Source organism: Priestia sp. D3YE.R1 (genome assembly GCF_049199565.1).
Lineage (GTDB): Bacteria > Bacillota > Bacilli > Bacillales > Bacillaceae_H > Priestia > Priestia aryabhattai.
The window spans coordinates 758,260-779,229 of record NZ_JBLTHW010000001.1; the positions used below are offsets into that span (position 1 = coordinate 758,260).

Consider the following 20,970-nt stretch of genomic DNA (forward strand, 5'->3'; position numbering starts at 1 on the left):
AATCATATTCTTTTCTCCGCCTTTTTTTCATTGAGAGAAAGAATATGAAAAGAAATGAGGAAGCGCGCGGCAAGTTACTTGAAAATGTTTCCTTGAATTCGATATAGTGGTTATAAGACTAAAATTAGCGTTAAAGATTCAAAATAGAAGTATTGTCTAGTTAATACATCAAAATTTAAAAGGAGGTTTATATATGAAATTATTGACTGAACAAAAACATGAACTAGAAGGATTGACTGTTCATACCATTCAAACAGCTAAGTACAAAACAAACACGTTCATTTTAAAACTAAATGCCCCTTTAGATAAGAAAACGGTGACAATGCGTGCCCTTTTACCTTATGTGCTTCAAAGCGCTACCGAGTCGCTGCCGTCTACGACAAAGCTTCGTACATATTTAGATGAGCTTTATGGTGCTACTTTACAAGTAGACTTAACAAAAAAAGGTGATAACCACGATATTACGATTCGCATTGATATAGCGAATGAAAAATATTTGAAAGATTCAACTCCGCTTTTGCAAAAAGCGTTAGCTCTTCTTGGCGATATTTTATTAAAGCCAGCAGTTGAAGGGGACTCTTTTTTAACAGATATTATGACAAAAGAAAAGCGTTCGCTTCGTCAGCGAATTCAAGCCGTATTTGATGATAAAATGCGCTATGCTAATTTAAGACTAGTTGAAGAAATGTGTAAGGAAGAACCGTACTCTTTACATGTAAACGGTCAAATTGACGACGTGGAAGAAATTACAGGTGAAAGTTTGTACGCCTATTATCAGCAGGTGTTAAAAGAAGATGCCATTCACCTTTATGCTATTGGCGATTTGCAAGTCGAAGAGGTTTTACAAACAGTAAAAGAAACATTTACTTTACCAAAGCGCCAGCAAAAAGACATTGAAGATTCTATCACGTCTAAAGAGATCTCAAACGTAAATGAAGTGGTGGAAAAACAAGAAGTAAAACAAGGGAAATTAAATATTGGCTATCGTACAAACGTTGTATACGGAGATAGACAGTATTTTGCTCTTCAAGTATTCAATGGGATATTCGGAGGGTTCTCACATTCCAAGCTATTTATCAATGTGCGTGAAAAAGCGAGCTTAGCTTACTATGCTGCTTCGAGAGTAGAGAGTCATAAAGGATTACTAATGGTCATGTCGGGTATTGATGCAAAAAATTACGACCAAGCTGTTACGATTATTAAAGAACAAATGCAGGAAATGAAACAAGGATTGTTTACAGACGGCGAAATTGCTCAAACGAAAGCCGTTATTCACAACCAGCTGCTTGAAACGGTGGATACTCCACGAGGACTAGTAGAGGTTATGTATCATAATGAATTAACGGGCAAAGATATTTCAATTGACGAATACTTAAAGCATATTGATGCGGTATCTAAGCAGGAAATTATTAAAGTGGCTGAGAAAATTGAAATGGATACAATTTATTTCTTAACAGGAACGGGCGGTGAAGAAAATGGAGAAAATTGAATTTTCGCAGCTTCAAGAACAGCTGTATCATGAAAAAATGGATAACGGGCTGCAGGTATACATTTTGCCAAAACCGGAGTTTAACAAAACGTTTGCCACTTTTACAACAAACTACGGATCGATTGACAATCAATTTGTACCACTAAATGAAAATGAAATGACAAAAGTTCCGGATGGAATTGCCCACTTTTTAGAGCATAAATTATTTGAAAAAGAAGACGGAGATGTCTTTCAGCAGTTTAGTAAACAAGGTGCTTCGGCCAATGCATTTACTTCTTTTACCCGCACGGCTTACTTATTCAGCTGTACATCTAACTTTGAAGAAAATCTTGAAACATTAGTGGACTTTGTACAAGAGCCGTACTTCTCAGAAAAAACGGTAGAAAAAGAAAAAGGCATTATCGGTCAAGAAATTACAATGTATGACGACAATCCGGACTGGCGCTTGTATTTTGGTACTATTCAAAATATGTACAAAAACCATCCTGTTAAAATTGATATTGCCGGCACGATCGAATCGATTTCACATATTAATAAAGATTTACTGTACACATGCTATGAAACGTTCTACCATCCGAGCAACATGCTGTTGTTCATTGTAGGTCCTGTTGATGCGGAAAAAGTAATGAAGCAAGTTCGAGACAATCAGCAGAAAAAAGATTATAAAGAAATCTCTGACATACAGCGTCATTTTGACGAAGAGCCTGAAACGGTGGATCAAGAAAAACAAGTATTAAAAATGCCGGTGCAGTCTTCGAAATGTATGGTGGGGCTAAAAGCGAAAAATCCGCAGCGTTCAGGCGGAGAAATGCTTAAATACGAGTTAGCAATGAATATTATTTTAGATTACGCGTTTGGAAAAAGCTCTTCGTACTATGAGGAGTTGTATGCAGACGGGCTTATTGATGAAACGTTTGCGTATGATTATACGGAGGAAAGAGGATTTGGTTTTGCTCTTATCGGAGGAGATACGGATCAACCGGAACAGCTGTATGATCGAGTTAAACAAATTTTACTTGAAATGAAAACAAAATCACTAACAGAAGAGGAACTTGAGCGTATTCGTAAAAAGAAAATCGGCGGATTTTTACGTTCATTAAACTCACCTGAGTTTATCGCTAATCAGTTTACACGCTATGCGTTTAATGATATGAATTTATTTGATATTGTTGAAACGCTGGAAAAACTGAAGGTGAACGAAATAAAAGATGTGCTAAACGAGATTATTGACGAAAAGAACTTTACGGTTTGTGAAGTAGTACCTAAATAAAGATGATTGTTGCCAAAAAAGCTGATGTTCATCAGCTTTTTTGCATGTAAAGGAGAGAAGGCTATGGAGAAATTTGCCCTTGTGACAGGTGCAAGCGGAGGAATTGGCACAGCGATTGCTAAAAAATTGGCTGAGGATGGATATTCGCTTATCTTGCATTACCATCAGCGAAGAGACAAAATAGAGGCGCTTGCACATGAGCTAGCTGAAAAGGTGAAAACTGTGTTTACAGTACAAGCGGATTTATCATGTAAAGAGGGAGTGGAGAAGTTTTTAAAGGAGATTATTGTTCCGGTAGAAGTTATTATTCATAACAGCGGACGAAGCGTTAGCGGGTTAATGACAGATACTCCGGCAAATGAAACCGAAGAAATGATCTATCTTCACATCACGGCTCCCTTTGTTATTACAAAAGCTTTGCTGCCTAAAATGATTAGTGCTAAAAGTGGGGAAATCATCATGATTTCTTCCATTTGGGGACTTACAGGAGCTTCATTTGAAGTCCTTTATTCTATGGTAAAAGGTGCACAAAATACGTTTGTAAAAGCTTTGGCAAAAGAGGTTGCATTAAGTGGAATTCGAGTCAATGGAGTTGCGCCCGGAGCGATTGAAACGGATATGATGGCCAGCTATTCAAAAGAAGAGGTTAAAGAGCTGGCTGAAGAGATCCCTTTAGGAAGAATAGGAAATCCAAAAGAAGTGGCAGATGCGGTTTCATATTTAATATCTTCACGTGCTTCGTATATAACGGGACAAATATTATCGGTTAATGGCGGTTGGTACATATAAAGTGTGCATAAAATTAAAAACAAGGTACAAACTATGATATGAATAAACCTTAAGGAGGGCTACTCATGTCAGTATTAGAAAACTGGGATAGCTGGAAAGATTTTTTAGGCGACCGTTTACATCATGCACAAAACGAAGGAATGCAAGAAGAAGTTATTCATGATCTTGCTTATCAAATTGGTGGATATTTAGCAAACCAAGTTGATGCAAAAAATGATCAAGAGCGAATTTTAGCAGACCTTTGGAGCGTTGCTTCTAAAGAAGAGCAGCATGCGATTGCGAGCAGCATGGTGAAATTAGTTCAAAATAACGGATCAGTAAAATAAGTTATCGTTTCTAAAAAGGAGCTAATTCACCGCGTGTGAAAGCTCCTTTTTTCTTAGAATTAAATAGTACAAATAAATAAGCGCTTACATACATAACAAATGTAGAACTACTTGCCTTTAGGGTTTATAATATAATGGAAATCATTTATAGTTAAACTAGGTGAAAAAAAGGGGGCACCTCTCGAAGGCCAGCCAAGAAATGGGAGGGGTTTGATGGAGAAAATTGAGTGGTATTTAGAATATCAAATACAAAAAAATCGTCCGGGTCTTTTAGGTGATATTTCATCGCTTCTTGGAATGTTGTCAATTAATATTGTCACAATTAATGGAGTAGATGATATTCGCCGTGGATTATTGCTGCGCTGTGATTCACATGAGCAAATAGACAGGCTTGAATCTATTTTGAAAACAATGGATAATATCATTGTGACAAAAATGAGACCGCCTAAATTGCGTGATAAGTTAGCAGTGCGCCACGGTCGCTACATTCAGCGTGACGCAGATGATAAAAAGACGTTCCGTTTCGTAAGAGATGAATTAGGTTTGCTCGTAGATTTTATGGCGGAACTGTTTAAACAAGACGGTCATAAGCTTATCGGCATTCGAGGTATGCCGCGAGTAGGCAAGACCGAATCCATTGTAGCAGCTAGCGTATGTGCGAACAAAAGGTGGCTTTTTGTGTCTTCTACACTCTTAAAACAAACGATTCGCAGTCAGCTTATTGCTGACGAATACAACGCTGATAATATTTTTATCATTGACGGGATTGTATCGACAAAACGAGCGAATGAAAAACACTGGCAGCTTGTTCGAGAAGTAATGAATGTACCCGCGACAAAAATTGTGGAGCATCCGGATGTATTTGTACAAAATACCGAGTATTCGTTAGATGATTTTGCCTACATTATTGAAATAAGAAACGACCCCAATGAGAAAATTACATATGAAATAATGGAAGGTCCTCAAATGTTTCAAGACGGTGGATTATCGATGTTTGATTTTTAGCATAATTGGTAGGTGTTAGCATTGACAGAGTTAGGACAAAGGTTAAGACAAGAACGAGAAAGCAAAGGATTGTCGTTAGAGGATTTACAAAAACTAACGAAAATTCAAAAACGCTATTTACTGGGCATTGAAGAAGGCAATTATGAGGTTATGCCGGGGAAATTTTACGTACGAGCGTTTATTAAGCAATACTGCGAAGCAATTGGGTTGGACACAGATGCTATTTTTGAAGAATACAAATCAGACATTCCTTCAACTCAAACAGAAGACATGCCGCAGCAGCTTTCGCGCGTTCGCAGCCGCAAAGAAATTCCTCAGCATACAAAAGGAGTTTCAAAAGCATATGACTACCTTCCAACTGTTCTAGTGGTGGCGGGAGTTGTAGTTGTTGGGATTATTATTTGGGTAATCGCTCAAAATATCGTCTCGGATAAAAACAAGGAGCAGGCTAACCAAGAGGCTCCAAACAGCGAAGTTCAGCAGTCTAACACGCAGGAAGAAACGAATGAAACTACTGCAAAAAATGACAATAGCACGTCAGAAGATGACCAAAGCGCTGCTGATAAGAAAGAAAAAGAAAAAGCTGAGAAAGAAAAAGCCGCAAAAGAAAAAGCTGAGAAAGAAAAAGCTGAAAAAGAAAAGAAAGACAGCGGTAAACAAGAATACAAGGAAGTTCAAAAAACAGGCAGAAGTGCTACGTATGCTCTTTCCGGTACGGATGCATTTAATCTAGAAGTAACATCCACTCAAGCAGATACTTGGTTAGATGTGAAAAACGGAAAAGGAAATGCTTTCTTTAGCTCCATTCTAAAAAAAGGTGAAACAAAAGAATTTGATTTGACGAAAGAAACGGAAGCTCGTGTCAACATCGGTTATTCACCTGGAGTAGAGCTAAAAGTAAATGGAAAAGCGGTTGACTTGCCGTTTGATTCATCCAAGCAAGTTCGACAAGTTGTAACGATTCAATATCAGCCGGCAGAAGCACAGTAAACAGCCTGTTTTAAAAAGTGGTCAGGGTGTAAATAAAGATAATATGTGAATTAAACACTCATTCACGCTATAATAAAACCAAAGCCGTGCAAACAACTTCGTTTGCACGCTTTCAGTTTGTAACAGTAATTGGAGGCAGAAGAAGTGAATTTACCAAACAAGATTACCATTTCGCGAATTTTTCTAATTCCCGTATTCCTCATTTTTATGATGGTGCCGCTACCATTTGGCACAGTGGAGGCAGCAGGAAAAGAGATTCCGATCGCTCATCTATTAGGGGCGGCATTATTTATTATTGCATCTACAACAGACTGGATTGACGGATACTATGCAAGAAAGTACGATTTAGTCACGAACTTGGGCAAGTTTTTAGATCCACTAGCAGACAAGCTGTTGGTTTCAGCTGCGCTTGTAGCTATTGTTGACTTAGATTTAATTGCAGGTGCAGGTTGGGCTGCTATCATCATTATTAGCCGTGAATTTGCTATCACAGGTTTAAGACTTGTACTAGCAGGGGAAGGAGAAGTTGTAGCAGCAAATATGTTAGGTAAAATTAAAACATGGACTCAAATTTTAGCTATTTCAGCTATTTTGTTGTACAACTTGCCTTTTGAATGGATTTCAATTCCGTTTGCTAGCGTAATGCTTTGGATCTCAGTGATTTTTACGGTTATTTCAGGCTGGGACTACTTTGCTAAAAACAAACAGGCTTTTGTTAATTCAAAATAAGTAAGATGGAGATGATATGATGAACGCTGAAATTATTGGAGTCGGCTCTGAGCTGCTGCTTGGACAAATTGCCAATACAAACGCTCAGTATTTATCGAAAAAATTAGCCGAACTTGGAATTAATGTTTACTATCATACGGTAGTAGGAGATAATGCACAGCGCTTGAAAGAAGTGATTGCTACAGCTCAAACACGTGCAGAGTTAATTATTTTCACAGGCGGGCTTGGTCCTACAAAAGATGATTTAACAAAAGAAACAATTGCGAGTGTGCTAGGAGTAGAGCTGACAACAAATGCGGAAGCACTTGAAAGCATTGAAGCCTATTTCAAACAGTCAAATCGTATCATGACACCTAACAATAAAAAACAGGCAATTGTGCTAGAAGGTTCGACAGTGCTCCCTAATGATTACGGAATGGCTCCAGGCATGGGGCTTACAGTAGAGGGAAAACACTATATGCTATTCCCGGGGCCGCCAAAAGAGCTCTATCCAATGTATGAATCATATGGTCAAGAATTTTTAGCTCAAAAGCTTGAATTAAAAGAAAGTATTGAATCACGCGTTCTTCGCTTTTTCGGAATAGGAGAGTCACAGCTTGAGACGGAAATTGAAGATTTGCTTGATGCGCAAACAAACCCGACGATTGCGCCGCTTGCAGGGGATGGAGAAGTAACGCTCCGCTTAACTGCCAAGCATGCTGATGCCGCTGAAGCACATCGTATGTTAGATGAAGTGGAAAAAACCATTTCAGAGCGCGTAGGAGAGTATTTATATGGCTACGAAGCAACTTCTTTACATAATGAATTGGTAAAAGAATTAACGGCGCAAGGCTTGACGATTGCTTCGGCCGAAAGTTTAACCGGTGGTTTATTCAGCGAACGTCTAACAACCGTGTCAGGTGCTGGTGAAGTTGTAAAAGGCAGCCTGGTAGCCTATCATTATGAAATCAAGCAAAATATTCTCGGAGTGAGTGAACACACGCTGAATCAGTACGGAGCCGTTAGCGAGCAGTGCGCGGCTGAAATGGCTCAGCGTATTCAACAGTTATATAAAACGGATATTGGCATCGGTTTTACGGGTGTAGCTGGACCCTCTAAACAAGAAGGACATCCTGTAGGAACAGTGCATATAGGGGTCGCTTATAAGGATCAAACTCCTCAAGTTTACAGCTTGCAGCTATCTGGAAGCCGCCAAGGGATTCGTTCACGAACGGTTAATTACGGCTGTCATTACGTATTAAAGACGATAAAAAAATAAAGAAAAAGGCTGCTTAGTTTTACCAAAGCAGCCTTTTTTTTATTTCACAAAAAACGAACATTTATTCGCTTTTTGCTTGTCAAACGACTCAAAAACTAGTATAGTAAGTTATAGAAAGTTGTTAATTCGACATTGCTACTACATCGTAGTAAGTTTGCAGTTTATAGATGATTTCAAAGAGATAGAGGAGGAAATTGAGTGAACGATCGTCAAGCAGCCCTTGATATGGCTTTAAAGCAAATTGAAAAGCAATTTGGTAAAGGTTCAATTATGAAATTAGGTGAACAAACGGAAAAAAGAATTTCTACAATTCCAAGTGGTTCATTAGCATTAGATATAGCTTTAGGCGTAGGTGGATATCCACGTGGACGTGTAGTGGAAGTATATGGCCCAGAAAGCTCAGGTAAAACAACAGTTGCTCTTCATGCGATTGCAGAAGTTCAACAGCAGGGCGGACAGGCTGCATTTATCGATGCGGAGCACGCGTTAGATCCTGTATATGCTCAAAAATTAGGCGTTAATATTGATGAGCTGTTATTATCTCAGCCTGATACAGGAGAACAAGCTTTAGAAATCGCTGAAGCTTTAGTTCGAAGCGGCGCAGTAGATATTATTGTTGTTGACTCAGTAGCAGCGTTAGTGCCAAAAGCGGAAATTGAAGGAGAAATGGGAGACTCTCACGTTGGTCTACAAGCTCGTTTAATGTCTCAAGCATTGCGTAAACTATCTGGAGCTATCAACAAGTCTAAAACAATCGCTATCTTTATTAACCAAATTCGTGAAAAAGTCGGGGTAATGTTTGGTAACCCTGAAACAACTCCTGGTGGACGCGCGCTTAAATTCTATTCTTCAGTGCGTCTAGAAGTGCGTCGTGCAGAGCAGTTAAAGCAAGGAAACGATATCGTAGGTAATAAAACAAGAATTAAAGTTGTGAAAAATAAAGTAGCTCCGCCTTTCCGTGCTGCTGAAGTAGATATTATGTACGGAGAAGGTATTTCAAAAGAGGGTGAAATTTTGGATATCGCTTCTGAACTAGATATTGTCCAAAAAAGTGGATCTTGGTATTCATATAATGACGAGCGTCTAGGTCAAGGCCGTGAAAATGCAAAGCAATTCTTAAAAGAAAATACTGATATTCGTCAGGAAATTGCGGGACAAGTGCGTGAACATCATGGTTTAGACCAAGATGGAGAGCCAGCTCCTGAGGATGACGATCAAGGCGATTTAAATATTTAATTTGCTGCGAGATAAAAAAAAGACTCCTCTATTTCAAAGAAGGGGTCTTTTTTTTGTAAAAATTGTTAATGCTAGAAAAGTAACATACGAAATTTCAATATATACTGTAGAGGCAGGCTTGACAATAAAAATGCACAGATTTACAATTAAGATGTATATTTTCCCTTTTTAAAACATTTTAGCGTTTAAAAGCCTTTGTGTGTATATTGAAAGGTGAATACGATGTACATGCCGACATGAAATTTAAAACTTACAAGTTTATAGCAAGGGGAGGTGAAATGATGGATACTAATACAATCATCTTCGCTTTGCTTGGCCTAATCGTCGGTGCAGTTGTTGGCTTTTTTGTTTGTAAATCGATTGCTGAAGCTAAAATTGCGGGAGCAAAGTCTAGTGCAGAACAAATTATTGATGAAGGAACCCGCGAGGCGGAAGCTTTGAAAAAAGAAGCTTTACTAGAAGCGAAGGATGAAATCCATCAGCTTCGTACAGAGGCAGAACAAGATATTCGTGATCGTCGAGCAGAACTTCAAAAACAAGAAAATCGATTAATGCAAAAAGAGGAAAATCTTGATCGTAAAGACGAATCACTTGATAAACGTGAAGCGTTACTTGAAAAGAAAGATGATTCTCTTACTGTTAAACAACAGCATATTGAAGAGATGGAAAGCAAAGTTGAAGAAGTAGTACGTGCACAGCAAACAGAGCTAGAGCGCATTTCAAGCTTAACAAGAGAAGATGCAAGAGCGATTATTTTAGATCGTGTTGAAAATGAACTTTCTCACGACATTGCAATAATGGTAAAAGAAACAGAAAACCGTGCAAAAGAAGACGCCGATAAAAAGGCGAAAGAAATTCTTTCACTTGCTATTCAGCGTTGCGCAGCAGATCATGTTGCTGAAACGACTGTCTCAGTTGTTAACTTGCCAAATGACGAAATGAAAGGCCGAATTATCGGTCGAGAAGGTCGAAACATCCGTACGCTTGAAACTTTGACAGGAATTGATCTTATTATTGATGATACGCCAGAAGCAGTTATTTTATCAGGATTTGACCCAATTCGTCGTGAGACAGCAAGAATTGCACTTGATAAACTCGTTCAAGATGGTCGTATCCATCCCGCACGTATTGAAGAAATGGTTGAAAAATCTCGCCGCGAAGTGGACGAATATATTCGTGAAGTTGGTGAACAAACGACGTTTGAAGTCGGTGTTCACGGGTTGCATCCAGACTTGATGAAAATTCTTGGTCGCTTAAAATTCAGAACAAGCTATGGTCAAAATGTGCTGAAACATTCAATGGAAGTAGCGCATTTATCAGGACTTATGGCTGCTGAATTAGGTGAAGATGAAACGTTAGCCAAACGAGCAGGATTGTTACATGATATTGGTAAAGCAATTGACCATGAGGTAGAAGGAAGCCACGTAGAAATCGGTGTTGAATTAGCTACAAAGTATAAAGAACATCCGGTTGTTATTAACGCGATTGCTTCTCACCATGGAGATACTGAACCAACATCAATCATTGCTGTACTAGTTGCAGCAGCGGATGCATTATCTGCTGCAAGACCAGGTGCTCGCAGTGAGACGTTAGAAAACTACATTCGTCGTCTTGAAAAGTTAGAAGAAATTTCAGAGTCTTATGAAGGCGTTGAAAAATCATTTGCGATTCAAGCAGGACGTGAAGTTCGTATTATGGTGAAACCAGATACGATTGGTGATCTAGAAGCGCATCGACTTGCTCGGGATATTCGAAAACGAATTGAAGATGAGCTGGATTATCCTGGCCACATCAAAGTAACCGTTATTCGTGAAACAAGAGCAGTAGAGTATGCAAAATAAAAATGAAGTGGCGTTTCGCCACTTTATTTTTTTTCGTAGAGATGAAGATACAGATTAAGAATGAAGTATAGGAGCTTTTACATGAGAATTTTATTTATTGGAGACGTAGTTGGTTCTCCAGGCCGTGAAATGGTTGAAGAATATTTACCAAGATTAAAAAGAAAATACTCTCCGGGACTTACAATTGTGAACGGTGAAAATGCAGCTTCAGGAAAAGGAATTACCGAAAAGATTTATCGTCAGTTCTTACAAGCTGGGGCTAACATTATTACTCTTGGTAACCACGCGTGGGATAAACGTGAAATTTTTGATTTTATTGATGATGCAAAAAATCTTGTTCGTCCAGCTAATTTTCCTGAAGGTACACCGGGCAAAGGAATTACGTATTTTACGTACAATCAGCTTGAGGTAGCCGTGATTAATTTACAAGGGCGCACGTTTATGGCTCCGCTTGATTGTCCATTTCAAAAAGCAGATGAACTAATTGAAGAAGCACGCCAGCGCACTCCGCTCATTTTTATTGATTTTCATGCTGAAACAACAAGTGAAAAGCAAGCGATTAGCTGGTATGTGGACGGTCGTGTCAGCGCTGTTGTCGGCACTCATACGCACGTTCAAACAGCTGACAATCGTATATTGCCAAAAGGAACAGCCTACATCTCTGACGTAGGAATGACGGGACCTTATGACGGCATTTTAGGGATGGAGCGAGAAGCTGTTATTAAGCGGTTTTTAACGTCTCTTCCTGTTCGGTTTGAAGTGCCAAAAGAAGGAAGAACGCAGCTTAGTGGAATCGTTATTGATATTGATCAAAAGACGGGGAAAGCAACAAAAACAGAGCGAATTTTAATTAACGAAGACCATCCGTTTTTTGAATAAAGGGAAAAAGTCAATGTGTCGAAAGACGATACATTGGCTTTTTTATTTTGTCAAAAACGTAAAAAGAAAAAAGAAAGGTGTAGAAATATAAGTTTTTGAATATTTAGGAAAAACAAGCAGGAATACGTTTGACATATCGTGAATATAGTAACATTGAAATCAATTAAGTCATTGGTCTAATGATCTCTCATCATACATTGTAAAGAATAAGGAGGAGCTAGATATGGAAATATTAAAAGTTTCAGCAAAGTCTAATCCAAATTCAGTTGCTGGTGCCTTAGCAGGCGTGCTGCGCGAACGCGGCGCAGCAGAAATTCAAGCCATTGGGGCCGGGGCGCTTAATCAAGCAGTAAAAGCTGTAGCAATCGCAAGAGGGTTCGTTGCACCAAGTGGGGTTGATTTAATCTGCATCCCAGCTTTTACAGATATTCAAATTGATGGAGAAGAGCGAACAGCCATTAAATTAATTGTAGAGCCGCGATAATTATAAAAACCACGGACCTGTAAAGCATAGAAGCCAAACAGGTCCTTTTTGTATAGAGTTAAAGGGGTGTGGGTTGTGATATTTGATGCTCATTGTGATGTATTGATGAAGCTCTGGTTAAATAAACGTTTATCTTTTACATATGATTCAGCGCTGCACGTTACGTTAGAAGGAATAAAAAAAGCAAAAGGGAAAGTTCAGCTATTCGCTATTTATATTCCAGAAGCGGTTCCGGCAGCTCAGCGCTTTGATGTTGCGTTAGAAATGATCCAGCTGTTTCAGAGTCATATTTTATCGCTTCCCGGTATGAAATGGGTTCGTTCAAAGCGCGATATAGATAGTTTGAAAAAAGATGAAATAGGAGCAATGCTGACGCTTGAAGGGTGCGATGCCATTGATACAAGTTTAGTTCGCTTAAAGACGCTTTTTTCACTGGGTGTACGTTCAGTAGGTTTGACATGGAATTACAGCAATGCTGTGTGTGACGGTATTTTAGAACCTCGAGGAGCAGGGTTATCATCTTTTGGAAGAGAAGTTGTTGAATTGAATAATGAACATAAAGTGTGGACGGATGTCTCTCATTTATCGGTAAGAGGTTTTTGGGATGTGATTGAGCTAGCGCAATATGTAGTGGCTACTCATTCCAATTCGCACGTATTGTGTTCTCATCCCCGGAATTTAAGAGACGATCAAATTCATGCTTTAATAAAGCGAAACGGCGTGATTGGCATTACGTTTGTCCCTGAATTTTTAACGAGTTCTGCCAAAGCGCAAATAGTGGATGTGATTCGTCATCTTGATTACATGTGTGAAAGAGGAGGCGAATACTCGGTTGGTTTTGGCTCTGACTTTGACGGCATTGACAAAACGGTTCATCGTCTCGGAAGATATGAACAGTATACGAATTTAATCGAAGAACTCCTTAAGCATTACACTGAGGAGCAGGTAAAACGTTTTCTGTTTCAAAACTTTGCTGATCGTGTATGCAACTAATAAAAAAAGAGCTTTTTCTTCTTGGAAAAGCTCTTTTTTATAGAAGTTATTTATATACTAATGCCTCATGTGAAGGCAGAAAAGATCATTAAAAAACTTCATCTTATTCATTAAATATAAATATAATTAAAACGATTGAGAATTCAATGGAAAGGGTTGCATTTTTCTGGCAATCGGAATAAAATTGAAAACGGATTATGGAGCTGCTCAAGCAGAAACGTATCCTGCACAGCGACAAGGTGCTGTGGGAGTTTTGCGGATGATTTTGGTTCGTGAAATGCAGAAGCAGATGAAATCGTTTGCTAATTTACTTTTTTCAGTTTTTATCAATAAAATAGATTTCTATATTAAGAGCAATTAAAGGAGTGGCGTTGATTTATGGTACAGCAACTTTCGTGGAAAGTTGGCGGACAGCAGGGTGAGGGAATCGAAAGTACGGGAGAAATCTTTTCAACCGCTTTAAATCGATTAGGTTATTACTTATACGGCTATCGTCATTTTTCTTCTCGTATCAAAGGTGGACATACAAATAATAAGATCCGAGTGAGTACAATTCAGGTTCGATCTGTGTCAGATGATTTGGATATTTTAGTTGCGTTCGATCAGGAAACAATCGATGTAAACGTCCATGAGCTGCGCGTAGGAGGCGTTGTAATTGCAGATGCGAAATTCAACCCAAGTCTGCCCGAAACATGTACAACTGCTACACTATACGCTGTTCCGTTTACGGAAATTGCAACGGAATTAGGAACGTCGCTAATGAAGAACATGGTTGCTGTAGGCGCTTCAAGTGCTGTGCTCCATATTGACACAGAAGTATTTGAAGAAGTAGTGCTTGAAATCTTCGGTAAAAAAGGCCAAAAAGTTGTACAAAAAAACATGGAAGCTATTAAAAAAGGTGCAGATTACATTCGTGAACAGCTAGGCGAACAGTTAGAAACAATGAAACTAGATCCAGCGGATGGTAAAAAACGTATGTTTATGATTGGAAACGATGCGATTGCGCTAGGCGCTTTAGCCGGTGGCGCTCGTTTTATGCCAGCGTATCCAATTACCCCTGCTTCAGAAATCATGGAATACTTAATTAAAAAGCTTCCTCAATTTGGTGGAACCGTTATTCAAACAGAAGATGAAATCGCAGCATGTACGATGGCTATCGGAGCTAACTATGCAGGCGTACGTGCGCTGACAGCATCAGCTGGACCTGGTCTATCATTGATGATGGAGTCGATTGGATTAGCGGGTATCACTGAGCAGCCTGTTGTGATTATCGATACGCAGCGCGGCGGTCCAAGTACAGGGCTTCCAACTAAGCAAGAACAGTCTGATTTAATGGCTATGATTTACGGTACGCACGGTGAAATTCCGAAGATCGTCATGGCACCAAGTACAGTTGAAGAAGCATTCTACGATACGATTGAAGCGTTTAACTTAGCAGAAGAATATCAGTGTCCAGTTATTATGCTAACGGATTTACAGCTTTCACTTGGGAAGCAATCAGTAGAACCGCTTGACTATAACCGCGTTGAAATCCGCCGCGGTAAGCTTCAGCAAGGAGAGCTAGAAGAGCTGGAAGAAAAACAATACTACAAGCGTTACCGCGTAACAGAAGACGGCGTATCGCCACGCGTCATTCCAGGAATGAAGCATGGTATTCATCACGTGACGGGAGTAGAACATGATGAGACAGGAAAGCCATCTGAATCTCCGGTGAACCGCGATGATCAAATGAATAAGCGTCTTCGTAAAACAAAAGGAATTCGTTTTAATACGCCAATTCATGTTCACTCTCATGAAAAAGAGTCTGATATTTTATTTGTTGGATTTAATTCGACGCGTGGAGTTATTGAAGAGGCAATGGAACGTTTGGAACAGGATGGTATAAAAGTCAATCATGCTCATATTCGTTTGATTCATCCTTTCCCAGCTGACGAACTGCTTCCTTACGTGCAAGGAGCTAAAAAAGTAGTCGTTGTTGAAAACAATGCTACTGGACAGCTTGCTAATATTTTAAAAATGAATATTGCAAGTCATGATAAAATTCAAAGCGTATTGAAGTATGATGGAAATCCATTTCTTCCGCAAGAAGTATACGCAAAAAGTAAGGAGATGTTTGTGTTAAATGGCAACGTTTAAAGATTTTCGTAACAGTGTAAAACCTAACTGGTGTCCTGGGTGTGGAGATTTCTCCGTACAAGCAGCCATTCAACGCGCATCTGCTAACGTAGGTTTAGAACCTCATGAGCTTGCTGTTATTTCAGGTATTGGATGTTCTGGACGTATCTCTGGTTATATTAATTCATATGGTTTTCACGGTATTCACGGACGTGCGCTTCCAATCGCTCAAGGTGTAAAAATGGCTAATCGTGACTTAACCGTGATCGCATCTGGCGGTGATGGAGATGGATTTGCTATCGGTATGGGACACACGGTACATGCGATTCGCCGAAACATCGATGTGACGTATATCGTAATGGATAACCAAATCTATGGTTTAACAAAAGGACAAACATCTCCTCGTAGTGAAGTAGGATTCAAGACAAAAAGTACGCCTGAAGGATCAATCGAGTCGTCTTTATCTGTTATGGAGCTTGCGTTAACTTCTGGGGCAACGTTTGTGGCTCAAAGCTTTTCAACGAATTTAAAAGAGTTAACAAGCTTAATTGAACAAGGCATCCAGCATAAAGGTTTTTCTTTAATTAACGTATTTAGCCCGTGCGTAACGTATAACAAAGTGAACACGTATGATTGGTTTAAAGAAAACCTAACTAGTCTTAGCACAATTGAAGGTTATGATGCAAACAACCGTATGCAAGCTATGCAGACGTTAATGGAGCATAACGGTTTAGTAACAGGACTTATTTATCAAAATGCGCATCAGCCGTCGTATCAGCAGCTTGTTCACGGTTATAGTGAAGAGCCTCTGTCAAAAGCAGACTTAGGTATGACTGAGGAAAAATTTGATGAGCTAGTAGCTGAATTTATGTAAAAGAGGCTGCAATAAAAGTAGTTTAGTAGAGGGAAGATCCGAACGATCAATTGAGATTCTTAATGGAGAATCCAACTCGTTCGGATTTTTTCATAGTGATAGGTATAGAAAATAGGTATATGATTGTGTTCGCTACTTGAAAGTTATATACTATGTTAATGTGATGAGTTTTATGCATAAGCATAAGGCTGTCACATTTTTTTGCGATTTACAGGTGCAACGTGACAATTGTCATGGCGAAAGGAGATTTTTTTTATGAACGAAAAACAACGTTTAGAAAGCAACCAAGTTAATCCAGCGGACAAAAAATCCGAAAAGGATTACAGCAAATATTTTCAAACAGTATACATGCCACCTTCTTTAAAAGATGCGAAAAAACGAGGAAAAGAAGAAGTTTCCTATCACAATGATTTTGCAATCGATGAACAGTTTCATGGAATGGGACAGGGACGTAAGTTTTATATCCGTACGTACGGCTGTCAAATGAATGAACACGATACAGAAGTAATGGCTGGTATTTTTCTAGGCCTTGGCTACGAGCCAACTGACTCTGTTGAAGATGCTCATGTTATTTTATTGAATACGTGTGCGATCCGTGAAAATGCAGAAAATAAAGTGTTTGGTGAATTAGGGCATTTGAAGGCCTTAAAGCGTGAGCGTCCTGAGCTATTAATCGGCGTCTGCGGATGTATGTCTCAAGAAGAGTCAGTTGTAAATAAAATTTTACAAAAACATCAGCACGTGGATATGATTTTTGGTACACATAACATTCACCGTTTGCCTCACATTTTAAACGAAGCATACTTAGCAAAAGAAATGGTGATTGAAGTATGGTCTAAGGAAGGGGATGTTATTGAAAACCTTCCAAGAGCACGTAAAGGCAGCGTTAAAGCATGGGTTAACATCATGTACGGCTGTGACAAGTTCTGTACGTACTGTATCGTTCCGTATACGCGAGGAAAAGAACGAAGCCGCCGTCCAGAAGATATTATCCAAGAAGTACGTCATTTAGCTGCTCAAGGCTACAAAGAAATTACGCTTCTAGGCCAAAATGTTAATGCATACGGAAAAGATTTTGAAGACATAACGTACGGCTTAGGCGACTTAATGGATGAAATCCGTAAAATTGACGTTGCTCGTATCCGTTTTACAACAAGTCATCCTCGTGACTTTGATGACCGTTTAATTGAAGTTCTGGCTAAAGGCGGAAATCTTGTCGACCACATTCACTTGCCTGTTCAATCAGGAAGCAGCGATATCTTAAAAATTATGGCACGAAAATATTCTCGTGAACATTATTTAGAGCTTGTTCGTAAAATTAAAGAAGCCATTCCAACAGCATCATTAACAACTGATATTATTGTTGGTTTCCCAAATGAAACGGATGAGCAGTTTGAAGAAACAATGTCACTATATCGTGAGGTTGAATTCGATAGTGCTTATACGTTTATTTATTCACCTCGTGAAGGTACGCCGGCTGCTAAGATGCAAGACAACGTACCAATGGAAGTGAAAAAAGAGCGTCTTCAGCGTTTAAATGCTCTTGTAAATGAAATTTCTGCAAAGAAATTGAAGGAATATGAAGGTAAAGTTGTCGAAGTATTAGTAGAAGGTGAAAGTAAAAATAATCCGGAAGTATTAGCAGGCTACACGGAAAAAAGTAAGCTTGTAAACTTCAAAGCACCTAAGTCAGTGATTGGGCAACTTGTAAAAGTAAAAGTTACAAAAGCCAAAACATGGACATTAAATGGGGAAATGGTAGAAGAAACAGCAGAGGTGAAGTAATATGGCGCAGTATAACAAGAGTGACGTAATTAAACGTGCTCAAGAGCTGGCAAAAATGATTGCTGAAACGGAAGAAGTAGATTTCTTCAAGCGTGCCGAAGCTCAGCTTAACGAAAATCAAAAAGTGCGTGAAACCATTGCAAGCATTAAAAGTTTGCAAAAACAAGCTGTTAATTTTCAACACTATGGTAAAACAGAAGCGTTAAAACAAGTGGAGGCAAAAATCGATCGTTTACAGGAAGAGCTGGATGAACTGCCGATTATTCAGCAGTTTCAAGAGTCTCAAATAAACGTGAATGATTTGCTTCAACTTGTCGCTAATACTATTTCAAACACAGTAACCGATGAAATTATTGTGTCAACAGATGGTGATTTACTGCGCGGTGAAACAGGTTCACAGGTTCGAAACAGCCCTGGATCTAGCTGCTCATAAAGAAAAAATGCCTCAGCAAATTGCTGAGGCATTTTTTTGTGCATCACGTGGCACGAAAATTGGGCAGATTTTCTCTCTAATAATTGTCACGTTTTTCTATATCCTTGCATACAATGGAACATAGGTTTTTTATGCCTTAAACCTAGTTTCTTAAAAATAATGTGCAAACAAGTGAATGAGCCTGCATAGGATGAAATGAAGATAGTTTGAGGAGGGTATGCTCACATGTCACAACACTATAGAGAAATTATTACAAAAGCAGTCGTAGGTAAAGGTCGCAAGTTTACACAATCGTCTCATACGCTTGCACCGAAAAATCGACCAACAAGCATCTTAGGGTGCTGGGTGATTAACCATGAGTACAAAGCAAAAAAAAGCGGCAGCAATGTAGAAGTTGACGGCAGATATGATATTAACATCTGGTATTCGTACAATAATAATACAAAAACCGAAGTTTGGACGGAAACCGTATCATACAAAGATAATATTAAACTGCGCTATAAAGACGAAGATTCGATTGGAGACGATTACGAAGTAATTGTTCGCGTGCTGCAGCAGCCAAATTGCCTAGAGTGCACAATTTCACCAAATGGCAATAAAACGATTGTTCAAGTAGAGAGAGAATTGTTGGCGGAAGTGATTGGCGAAACCAAGGTTTGTGTTGCAGTAAATCCGAAAGGCTGCGATGATGAAGACGAGTTTGATTTAGACGTAGATGACGATGAATTTGAAGATTTGGATCCTGATTTTATATTAGGAGACGATGAGTAACTAGGAAGAAGTTCTTCCTAGTTTTTTTATTTTTACTATTTTAAGAAAATTCTTATAAAAATAAAAAAATATATTGCTTTTTGTCGAATGCGCAGTGTATAGTAAATCTAAAGAAAATAATGCATTAATTTTCAGAAAATTTAGTTATATCAGATAAGTATTTTTTGGGGGTTTACTATGAGCTTATTTCGTAAAAAATCAATTCAAACGTTAATTAGTGAAACCAACTCTAAAGGTGTTAAATTAAAAAAAGATTTAGGTGCTTTCGATTTAACAATGTTAGGGATTGGAGCCATTATCGGAACCGGAATTTTTGTATTAACGGGCGTAGCCGCCGCTGAACATGCCGGTCCAGCTTTAGTTATATCTTTCATTATGTCAGGACTTGCGTGTGTGTTTGCAGCTCTTTGTTATGCAGAGTTTGCCTCAACAGTTCCCGTTTCAGGAAGTGCATACACTTACAGTTATGCAACATTTGGTGAATTAATCGCTTGGATTTTAGGGTGGGATCTTATCTTGGAGTACGGTCTTGCATCTTCTGCTGTAGCAAGCGGATGGTCGGGGTATTTCCAAGGATTGTTAGCGGGGTTTGGCATCCATTTTCCAAAAGCTTTAACAAGTGCATACAATCCCGCAAACGGCACGTATATTGATATTCCAGCAATTATGATCGTATTTTTAATTACATTACTTTTAACGCAAGGAGTAAAAAAATCTTCACGTTTTAATGCTATCATGGTTATTATTAAACTGGCTGTTGTACTTCTGTTTATCGGGGTGGGAGTTAGCTATGTTAAGCCAGAAAACTGGACGCCGTTTATGCCGTTTGGTTTCTCGGGAGTAGCGACAGGAGCAGCAACTGTATTCTTCGCCTACATTGGATTTGATGCTGTAGCAACAGCGGCCGAGGAAGTACGCAAGCCTCAGCGGGATATGCCAATCGGAATCATCGCATCTCTTGCGATTTGTACAGTCCTTTATATCGTCGTATCGCTTATCTTAACAGGAATCGTACCTTATACAGAATTAAATGTTAAAAACCCTGTAGCATTTGCTTTAAGCTACATTAACCAAGACTGGGTAGCAGGATTTATTTCATTAGGCGCAATTGTTGGTATTACAACGGTATTACTCGTTATGATGTATGGACAAACTCGTTTATTTTATGCGATCAGTCGAGATGGTCTATTGCCAAAGCCTTTTTCAAAAATCAGTGAGAAAAAACAAACGCCAGTAGTAAATACGTGGATTACATGTTTACTAGTATCTATCTTCTCTGGTTTAGTACCATTAGGAAGATTGGCAGAGTTAACAAACATCGGTACTCTTTTTGCTTTCATGACCGTATCAATTGGAATTTTATATTTACGTAAATCAAAACAAACTTCAGAATCGACTGGTTTCCGCGTACCGTTCGTGCCGGTGATTCCAATTTTAGCTTTTGTGTTCTGTTTATACTTAGCACTTCAGCTTCCAAAGTTAACATGGATTAGTTTCGTAATTTGGCTTGTACTAGGGCTAGTGGTTTACTTCTTATACGGACGTAAGCATAGTCATTTGAACAGCAGTAAATAATGAAAAGCTTCGGACAAGCTTCTTCCTTCGTCCGAAGCTTTTTTTATTTGTTTTATGAAAAGAAATTGAAGATTGTTCTATTTGAATAAATTAAGTTTAAGAAAGACTTATGTTATAATACGTGTAGC

Annotated in this window: 20 protein-coding genes; all 20 read left to right on the forward strand. The window is 38.9% G+C overall.

Features of this window, described 5'->3' with window-relative positions:
• Nucleotides 1-193 precede the first annotated feature (193 nt).
• The 20 genes from yfmF to ACOZIR_RS04005 all read left to right on the forward strand — a co-directional run bounded on the left by yfmF (nt 194) and on the right by ACOZIR_RS04005 (nt 20,842).
• Nucleotides 194-1,489, forward strand: a complete 1,296-nt coding sequence (gene yfmF, locus ACOZIR_RS03910) for an EF-P 5-aminopentanol modification-associated protein YfmF (RefSeq protein WP_340141723.1) — start codon at nt 194-196, stop codon at nt 1,487-1,489.
• Nucleotides 1,476-2,759 (forward strand): EF-P 5-aminopentanol modification-associated protein YfmH, encoded by a 1,284-nt coding sequence (yfmH, locus tag ACOZIR_RS03915; RefSeq protein ID WP_025750276.1) that lies wholly within the window; start codon nt 1,476-1,478, stop codon nt 2,757-2,759. Before yfmF ends, yfmH begins: the two co-directional genes overlap by 14 nt.
• A 63-nt stretch (nt 2,760-2,822) precedes the next feature.
• Complete coding sequence (gene ymfI, locus ACOZIR_RS03920) at nt 2,823-3,548, forward strand: elongation factor P 5-aminopentanone reductase (RefSeq protein ID WP_045290058.1); 726 nt, start codon at nt 2,823-2,825, stop codon at nt 3,546-3,548.
• A gap of 65 nt (nt 3,549-3,613) precedes the next feature.
• The gene (locus ACOZIR_RS03925) at nt 3,614-3,874 is read left to right on the forward strand and encodes a DUF3243 domain-containing protein (protein ID WP_013058809.1); all 261 of its coding nucleotides are present in this window, start codon (nt 3,614-3,616) and stop codon (nt 3,872-3,874) included.
• A gap of 213 nt (nt 3,875-4,087) precedes the next feature.
• A complete protein-coding gene (locus tag ACOZIR_RS03930) occupies nt 4,088-4,879 on the forward strand; it encodes a DUF3388 domain-containing protein (protein WP_013058808.1) in 792 nt (263 codons plus the stop codon).
• 12 nt (nt 4,880-4,891) lie between these two features.
• The gene (locus tag ACOZIR_RS03935; protein ID WP_310878446.1) at nt 4,892-5,869 is read left to right on the forward strand and encodes a helix-turn-helix domain-containing protein; all 978 of its coding nucleotides are present in this window, start codon (nt 4,892-4,894) and stop codon (nt 5,867-5,869) included.
• Between the two features lie 144 nt (nt 5,870-6,013).
• Nucleotides 6,014-6,598 carry a CDP-diacylglycerol--glycerol-3-phosphate 3-phosphatidyltransferase gene (gene pgsA, locus ACOZIR_RS03940; RefSeq protein WP_028411382.1) on the forward strand — a complete coding sequence of 195 codons (585 nt, stop codon included), beginning with the start codon at nt 6,014-6,016 and terminating at the stop codon, nt 6,596-6,598.
• Nucleotides 6,599-6,614: 16 nt separating this feature from the next.
• On the forward strand, nt 6,615-7,856 hold the full coding sequence (locus tag ACOZIR_RS03945; RefSeq protein WP_074677208.1) for a competence/damage-inducible protein A: 1,242 nt from the start codon (nt 6,615-6,617) through the stop codon (nt 7,854-7,856).
• A 198-nt stretch (nt 7,857-8,054) separates the two neighbouring features.
• The gene (gene recA / locus ACOZIR_RS03950; protein WP_013058804.1) at nt 8,055-9,092 is read left to right on the forward strand and encodes a recombinase RecA; all 1,038 of its coding nucleotides are present in this window, start codon (nt 8,055-8,057) and stop codon (nt 9,090-9,092) included.
• Between the two features lie 281 nt (nt 9,093-9,373).
• Nucleotides 9,374-10,933: a ribonuclease Y gene (gene rny / locus ACOZIR_RS03955; protein ID WP_013058803.1), complete on the forward strand. Its 1,560-nt coding sequence runs from the start codon at nt 9,374-9,376 to the stop codon at nt 10,931-10,933.
• Between the two features lie 81 nt (nt 10,934-11,014).
• Nucleotides 11,015-11,812: a TIGR00282 family metallophosphoesterase gene (locus ACOZIR_RS03960; RefSeq protein ID WP_028411380.1), complete on the forward strand. Its 798-nt coding sequence runs from the start codon at nt 11,015-11,017 to the stop codon at nt 11,810-11,812.
• Nucleotides 11,813-12,035: 223 nt separating this feature from the next.
• Entirely contained in the window at nt 12,036-12,296 is a 261-nt protein-coding gene (spoVS, locus tag ACOZIR_RS03965; protein ID WP_003181955.1) for a stage V sporulation protein SpoVS, read from the forward strand.
• Between the two features lie 75 nt (nt 12,297-12,371).
• A complete protein-coding gene (locus tag ACOZIR_RS03970; RefSeq protein WP_421535512.1) occupies nt 12,372-13,289 on the forward strand; it encodes a dipeptidase in 918 nt (305 codons plus the stop codon).
• Between the two features lie 184 nt (nt 13,290-13,473).
• Nucleotides 13,474-13,650 (forward strand): hypothetical protein, encoded by a 177-nt coding sequence (locus ACOZIR_RS03975; RefSeq protein ID WP_160297352.1) that lies wholly within the window; start codon nt 13,474-13,476, stop codon nt 13,648-13,650.
• A 17-nt stretch (nt 13,651-13,667) separates the two neighbouring features.
• A complete protein-coding gene (locus tag ACOZIR_RS03980) occupies nt 13,668-15,425 on the forward strand; it encodes a 2-oxoacid:acceptor oxidoreductase subunit alpha (protein WP_310878447.1) in 1,758 nt (585 codons plus the stop codon).
• On the forward strand, nt 15,412-16,278 hold the full coding sequence (locus ACOZIR_RS03985; RefSeq protein WP_013058799.1) for a 2-oxoacid:ferredoxin oxidoreductase subunit beta: 867 nt from the start codon (nt 15,412-15,414) through the stop codon (nt 16,276-16,278). Before ACOZIR_RS03980 ends, ACOZIR_RS03985 begins: the two co-directional genes overlap by 14 nt.
• A gap of 255 nt (nt 16,279-16,533) precedes the next feature.
• The gene (gene miaB, locus ACOZIR_RS03990) at nt 16,534-18,063 is read left to right on the forward strand and encodes a tRNA (N6-isopentenyl adenosine(37)-C2)-methylthiotransferase MiaB (RefSeq protein ID WP_013084741.1); all 1,530 of its coding nucleotides are present in this window, start codon (nt 16,534-16,536) and stop codon (nt 18,061-18,063) included.
• A 1-nt stretch (nt 18,064) separates the two neighbouring features.
• Nucleotides 18,065-18,496, forward strand: a complete 432-nt coding sequence (locus tag ACOZIR_RS03995; RefSeq protein ID WP_013058797.1) for a RicAFT regulatory complex protein RicA family protein — start codon at nt 18,065-18,067, stop codon at nt 18,494-18,496.
• Between the two features lie 225 nt (nt 18,497-18,721).
• A complete protein-coding gene (locus tag ACOZIR_RS04000) occupies nt 18,722-19,267 on the forward strand; it encodes an outer spore coat protein CotE (RefSeq protein WP_013058796.1) in 546 nt (181 codons plus the stop codon).
• A 177-nt stretch (nt 19,268-19,444) separates the two neighbouring features.
• Nucleotides 19,445-20,842, forward strand: coding sequence for an amino acid permease (locus ACOZIR_RS04005; protein WP_013084740.1), 1,398 nt, complete (start codon nt 19,445-19,447; stop codon nt 20,840-20,842).
• Nucleotides 20,843-20,970: the final 128 nt, after the last annotated feature.

Bases quoted from the DNA above. Each gene is read 5' to 3' on its own strand.
- yfmF (WP_340141723.1), top strand. From the start codon at position 194: ATGAAATTATTGACTGAACAAAAACATGAACTAGAAGGATTGACTGTT.
- yfmH (WP_025750276.1), top strand. From the start codon at position 1,476: ATGGAGAAAATTGAATTTTCGCAGCTTCAAGAACAGCTGTATCATGAA.
- ymfI (WP_045290058.1), top strand. From the start codon at position 2,823: ATGGAGAAATTTGCCCTTGTGACAGGTGCAAGCGGAGGAATTGGCACA.
- ACOZIR_RS03925 (WP_013058809.1), top strand. From the start codon at position 3,614: ATGTCAGTATTAGAAAACTGGGATAGCTGGAAAGATTTTTTAGGCGAC.
- ACOZIR_RS03930 (WP_013058808.1), top strand. From the start codon at position 4,088: ATGGAGAAAATTGAGTGGTATTTAGAATATCAAATACAAAAAAATCGT.
- ACOZIR_RS03945 (WP_074677208.1), top strand. From the start codon at position 6,615: ATGATGAACGCTGAAATTATTGGAGTCGGCTCTGAGCTGCTGCTTGGA.
- rny (WP_013058803.1), top strand. From the start codon at position 9,374: ATGGATACTAATACAATCATCTTCGCTTTGCTTGGCCTAATCGTCGGT.
- ACOZIR_RS03960 (WP_028411380.1), top strand. From the start codon at position 11,015: ATGAGAATTTTATTTATTGGAGACGTAGTTGGTTCTCCAGGCCGTGAA.
- spoVS (WP_003181955.1), top strand. From the start codon at position 12,036: ATGGAAATATTAAAAGTTTCAGCAAAGTCTAATCCAAATTCAGTTGCT.
- ACOZIR_RS03980 (WP_310878447.1), top strand. From the start codon at position 13,668: ATGGTACAGCAACTTTCGTGGAAAGTTGGCGGACAGCAGGGTGAGGGA.
- ACOZIR_RS03985 (WP_013058799.1), top strand. From the start codon at position 15,412: ATGGCAACGTTTAAAGATTTTCGTAACAGTGTAAAACCTAACTGGTGT.
- miaB (WP_013084741.1), top strand. From the start codon at position 16,534: ATGAACGAAAAACAACGTTTAGAAAGCAACCAAGTTAATCCAGCGGAC.
- ACOZIR_RS03995 (WP_013058797.1), top strand. From the start codon at position 18,065: ATGGCGCAGTATAACAAGAGTGACGTAATTAAACGTGCTCAAGAGCTG.
- ACOZIR_RS04000 (WP_013058796.1), top strand. From the start codon at position 18,722: ATGTCACAACACTATAGAGAAATTATTACAAAAGCAGTCGTAGGTAAA.
- ACOZIR_RS04005 (WP_013084740.1), top strand. From the start codon at position 19,445: ATGAGCTTATTTCGTAAAAAATCAATTCAAACGTTAATTAGTGAAACC.